The following is a 3,524-nucleotide window of genomic DNA, read 5'->3' on the forward strand; positions in this document are numbered from 1 at the left end:
CCGGGACCGCGGCTGCGGCGCGCGCAGGACGGCCATGTCCGCGCAGACCGCCCCCGCGCGGGCGGCCCGCGGCCGGTCCGGCCCCGCAGCGCCCTTGGGTCACGTCCGCGCGAGCCGCCCCCGCACGGGCAACCCGCGGCCGGTCCGGCCCCGCGGCCCCGCCCCGTGGCGCGCGTGTATAGCCGTACGCCCGGAAACTGACGTACCGTCAACTCCGCCGGGGCGCCCGCCGCCCCGACTGCCTCGACCGCCTGGCCCGCAGGGAGGCGCACCGTGCCGGACGACCGCCCCGTGCCCCTCGACGAGTACCCCGTCCACCAAGTGCCGCTGTCCATGAAGCACGTGGCCACCGGCGACCGGAACGCCTACGACCGGTGCATCTTCCACCTCTTCGACCACGAGGGCCGCGCGCTGCTGATCCTCGGCCTCGGCGTCTATCCCAACACAGGCGTCATCGACGCGTACGCCACCCTGCGTACCGGCGATACGCTGCACGCCGTGCGGGCGTCGGACGCGCTCGGCGACGACCGCATGCGGCTGTCCGTGGGACCGCTGCGCATCGAGGTCGAGGAACCCCTGCGCAGGTTCCGGCTGACCTGCGCCGCCGACCCCGACGACGCGGACTCCCTCGCGTACGACGTCGTCTGGAGCGCCGACTTCCCGGCCCTGTGGGAGCCGCACCACGTACAGCGCCGCGGCGGCCGGCTCACGCTCGAAGGCCGCCGGTTCGTGCAGGCGGGCCGCTGCGCGGGCACGATCCGCGCCGGCGGCGGGGAGGTCCCGGTGCGCGCGGGGCGGTGGACGGCGACCCGGGACCGGAGCTGGGGGGTGCGGCCCGTGCCGGGCGAGGAGGGCGGCCGCCTCACCGATGAGTTCCCCACGGAGGGGTTCCACTGGATCTGGTGCCCGGTCCGCTTCGACGACCGCTTCCTGATGGTCATCACCCAGGAGGACGCGGACGGCTACCGCAGCCTGAACGACGCCACCCTCGTCCGCCCCGGCCGGCCCGACCGCCAACTCGGCTGGCCGCGGGCCGACATCACCTACCGCTCCGGCACCCGGCACCCGGAGAGCGCCGTCGTCCACCTGACCGACCCGCTCACCCGCGAGCCGCTGGAGTTCGGCATCGAGGTGCTGGCCTCGCTGCCGCTGGCCGTCGGCGCGGGCTACCCGCCCGCCGACGACTGGCAGCACGGCACCTGGCGCGGCCGCTCCTGGTGCGACCGGCGTACCTACGACCTCACGGACCCGGCCGCCCACCCCCTCGCCGCGTACGGCGTCACCGACCACGCGGCCCGCTGCACCCTCGGCGGACGGACCGGCCACGGGATCTTCGAGCACGGCACGTTCGGCCGCCACGACCCGAGCGGCTTCACCGGCTTCGGCTCCGTGGCGCCCTGAGCGGCACCCGCCCCGGCCCCCGGACCCAGCGGCCCACCCCCGAGAGGAGCCCGGACATGGCCACCGCGCCCCGGCCCCGCACCACCACCCGCGACCCGGACGCCCTCGCCCGCCGCCTGTCCCGCTGGCTCGGCACCCGCCTGCCCGGCGCCCGGGCCGTCGACGTGACCGTGCCCGCGTCCAACGGCATGTCGAGCGAGACGCTCCTGTTCACCGTCGACCACCCCGCGCCGCCCGCGCGTCACTGCGTGGCCCGCCTGGCCGCCGACCCGGCCGCGTACACGGTCTTCCCGGTGTACGACATGCCGCGGCAGTACCGCGCCCTGCGGCTCGTGGCCGAGACCACCGACGTGCCGGTACCGCGCGCGCTGTGGCTGGAGGAGGACCCGGAACCGCTCGGCGCGCCCTTCCTGGTGATGGAGCGGGTCGCGGGCCGGGTGCCGCCGGACGTCATGCCGTACACGTACGAGGGCAACTGGCTGCACGCCGCGAGCGACGCGGAGCGCGCGCACCTGGAGGACGCCACCATCCGCGTCCTCGCCCACCTCCACGACCAAGTGCCGGTCGCACGGGCCGACTTCCTCGCCCTGCCCGGCGACGGCAGTCCGCTGCGCCGCCACGTCGCCGCCCAGCGCGCCTACTACGCCTGGGTGGTGCGCGGCCTGCCCCGCTCACCCCTGATCGAAAGCGCTTTCACGCGCCTCGGCGAGCTGTGGCCCGCCGACGAGGGGAAGCCGGTGCTCAACTGGGGTGACGCCCGCATCGGCAACATCGTCTACGACGGCTTCGACCCGGCCGCCGTGCTCGACTGGGAGATGGCGTGCCTCGGCCCGCGCGAGCTGGACCTCGGCTGGACCGTGTACCTGCACCGCTTCTTCCAGGACCTGGCGACCGGCTCCGGACAGCGGGGGCTGCCCGCGTTCCTGCGCCGTGAGCGCGTCGAGGACCGCTACGCGGAGCTGACCGGCCACCGGCCGCGCGACATGGACTTCTACACGCTGTACGCCGCGCTGCGGCACGCCGTCGTGATGCTGCGCGTGGCCCACCGGCAGGTGCACTTCGGGGAGGCGGCACTGCCGGAGGACCCCGACACGCTGATCCTGCACCACGCGAGCCTCGCGGCGATGGTGCGCGGCGCCTCCCGGTGACGGCCCGGCCTCGGTGCCGGGCCACCGGTCACCCGCGCGCGGCCTCTTGGCGCGGTGCGTCAGGCGGCCGCGCGGCGGGACTGCCGGGGCACCCGCATCGGGCGCGAGCCGGGCCCGCCCACGTGCGAGAACGGCTGCGTACGCCAGTCCAGGCCCTGCGGCAGCGTCAGCAGCAGGGCGGTGTCCTGCTCCTGCGCCTCGGGCGACTCGTCCGCGGGCTCGGCCTCGGCCGCGGCGCGGCCCGTGCCGGCGCAGACGGTGAGCCCGAAGGGGTTCCACGGCGTGGGGCACAGCGCGTGCTCCGGCAGGACGTCCTCGTCCGCCAGGAGCGCGATGGGCTGCCTGCAGTCCGGGCAGGTCACCCGGTACATCTCCAGGGTGTCGTAGGCGTCGGACGCGTCGTCGTCGACGGCGGTGGGTTCGACGCCCTCCGGTGCGGGCTCGAGCAGCTCGACGGTCTGCTGCTTACGGCGGACGGAGCGACCGGGGCGCTTCAGGTTCTGCATGGAAAATCTCCCCCTCGGGTGGGCCGACAAGGCACTGCGGCCTCGACCACAGCAAGCACTTCCCGTCCCGACCTGCGGGTAATCGCGGCAGCTCCCGCGAGCCTGTTCGGGATCTGTGGTGTTCGTCACATGCCGGATGAAGATGCCGCCGCGCGCGGGGCGGCTCCGGAGGCGTGCGCAGGTATGCGGACCTGCGCGGAGTCATGCGGAACCGGGCCCACCGGGCGACGCCCGCCGCCTACGCGCCGGCGCCGGGGACCGGAGCCGCGGGCGCCCTGCTCGCACCGCCGCCGCCCGCGCGCGGGCGGCGCCCGGCTCCCGGCCTCCCGCGGCCGGGAGCCGTGGGGCGGGGGGGCGGGGGGCGGGGGGGGGGGGGGGGGGGGGGGGGCGCCGGGGGGGGGGGGGGGGGGGGGGGGGGGGGGGGGGGGGGGGGGGGGGTTGGGGGTTGGGGGGGGGGGGGGGGGGGGCG

General features: G+C 76.7%; 3 protein-coding genes. 2 read left to right on the forward strand and 1 reads right to left on the reverse strand.

What is annotated here, in order from left to right; translation table 11 throughout:
• Positions 1-273: 273 nt before the first annotated feature.
• Positions 274-1,401, forward strand: coding sequence for a hypothetical protein (locus QK440_RS40935; RefSeq protein ID WP_282798346.1), 1,128 nt, complete (start codon positions 274-276; stop codon positions 1,399-1,401).
• A gap of 56 nt (positions 1,402-1,457) precedes the next feature.
• A complete protein-coding gene (locus QK440_RS40940) occupies positions 1,458-2,549 on the forward strand; it encodes a phosphotransferase family protein (RefSeq protein ID WP_282798347.1) in 1,092 nt (363 codons plus the stop codon).
• Positions 2,550-2,608: 59 nt separating this feature from the next.
• Here the strand turns inward: QK440_RS40940 and QK440_RS40945 are convergent, their stop codons facing one another.
• Complete coding sequence (locus QK440_RS40945; RefSeq protein WP_282798348.1) at positions 2,609-3,055, reverse strand: hypothetical protein; 447 nt, start codon at positions 3,053-3,055, stop codon at positions 2,609-2,611.
• Positions 3,056-3,524 lie beyond the last annotated feature (469 nt).

Source organism: Streptomyces sp. CC224B, from assembly GCF_030010595.1.
In the GTDB taxonomy this organism is placed as follows: Bacteria; Actinomycetota; Actinomycetes; order Streptomycetales; family Streptomycetaceae; genus Streptomyces; species Streptomyces longispororuber.